The following is a 1,495-nucleotide window of genomic DNA, read 5'->3' as shown; positions in this document are numbered from 1 at the left end:
TTCACAACCAAGCCTGTGACGATCCAGCCACCGCCAGCGCGCGCCATAAATGGCGTGGCGCGCGCTGGCTCTCTCTTCGCACAAGAGCCGCGATCAGCATAAGACAAGCATGTCGCGTTTAATTGGTTCTGTATCCTGCTGCCTTGAAGAAATTGTAGCATTCCTCGTGGCTGAACAGGTCGCACACATGCCCTACCGCCCGCCAAAGCTCATGGTAGATTCGGGCGGCAGCCTTTCTGATCAGCGCCTTCAGCTTTGAGAATGCCATTTCTATGGGGTTGATATCTGGGCTGTAGGCCGGCAGGAACAAAAACCACGCGCCGATGTCGCGCAAGGATTTGGCGGCAGCGGGGCTTTTGTGGCTCGACAGGTTGTCGAGGATGACCACATCGCCCTCGCGCAACGTCGGCATCAGCTGGGTTTCGACATAGAGGTCGAACATCTCGCCATTCATCGCGCCGTCGATCACCCAAGGGGCAGCGAGCCGGTCATGGCGCAGGGCGCCGATGAACGTCTGGGTGCGCCAATGTCCGAATGGCGCATGATCGGCCAGACGCTGTCCGCGCGGAGCCCAGCCGGTGGTCTTGGCCATGTTGGTCTTGACCGAGGTCCGTCGATGAATGCCAGTCTTTCCGGATGCCTGGCCATGAAGGGTTGGCGTTTGCCAATCCAGATGCGGCGCAGGTGGGCCACGTCCCTGCGCTTCTGCTCAAGCGCTTGTAGATCTTTTTTTTGTGTGACAGCCCGAGCCGGTGCAACAGTCGCCCGACGGACGAGCGATGCACGACCAGTCCGTGGTCCGCTGCCAGTTCCGCCGTCACCTCGTCGATTGTCAGACCGGGCTGCGCCGCGATCCGGGCCTGCACCCAATCCGCGACATCTGTCAGCTTGCCGCGCCCGGGATTACCCTGCCGCTTCGGTGCAAGCGACCCGGTCTCGCGCCTGAGCCGAACCATATCGTTGACGAACTTGATCGAAACACACAACCGACGCGCCGTCTCAGTGTGCGTGTTGCCCTGCCCGAGTATCCCACTGACGCGGCCGGTAGCCCCCTCTCGGCAGATTGCTTCGCAATCGCCTGCCGGGCAATGGTTGCGCTGGTTCTCCCGGTCCGGGCTGCGCTCGCCATGCCCCGCGCCGCAGACAGCGGCCACCTCAATGTCTATCAGCCGCTGCGCGGCGTCCTGGATCAATTCCCGCAGGAAATCCGTGTCATCGCTCTTGGCGATCACGCTCGGAAGGTCGATCATGGTCTCGGTCATCGTGCTCTCCTTCGTTGTCATCGGTCTTTGAACAACCTCAGACTGCGAAGAAGCGCGGTGGCCGCCAGACCCGGCCGCGCGCTGCGCTACGCCAAAAGGCTCCGCACGCGGCCTCTTACACCACTTAGCCCGGATAATTCATGAGAAGGCGGCGGAGGTAGCGTAACCGTCTGAAACGCCGTATGTTTTGGTTGTCGACGCCAAACATGCAGCTTTCAGGAGGACGACCTCCG

General features: G+C 61.3%; 2 protein-coding genes. One reads left to right on the top strand and one right to left on the bottom strand.

Features of this window, described 5'->3' with window-relative positions; genetic code table 11:
• Nucleotides 1-118 precede the first annotated feature (118 nt).
• Nucleotides 119-622: an IS630 family transposase gene (locus tag V8352_RS21715; RefSeq protein WP_336426337.1), complete on the bottom strand. Its 504-nt coding sequence runs from the start codon at nt 620-622 to the stop codon at nt 119-121.
• Nucleotides 623-779: 157 nt separating this feature from the next.
• Here V8352_RS21715 and V8352_RS21710 point away from each other — a divergent pair, with 157 nt between their 5' ends.
• Nucleotides 780-1,406: a hypothetical protein gene (locus V8352_RS21710; protein ID WP_336426336.1), complete on the top strand. Its 627-nt coding sequence runs from the start codon at nt 780-782 to the stop codon at nt 1,404-1,406.
• Nucleotides 1,407-1,495 lie beyond the last annotated feature (89 nt).

The organism is Roseovarius sp. D0-M9 (genome assembly GCF_037083805.1).
In the GTDB taxonomy this organism is placed as follows: domain Bacteria; phylum Pseudomonadota; class Alphaproteobacteria; order Rhodobacterales; family Rhodobacteraceae; genus Roseovarius.
The sequence above is the reverse complement of the archived record's forward strand: the minus strand, read 5'-3'. Positions and strand labels throughout refer to the sequence as shown.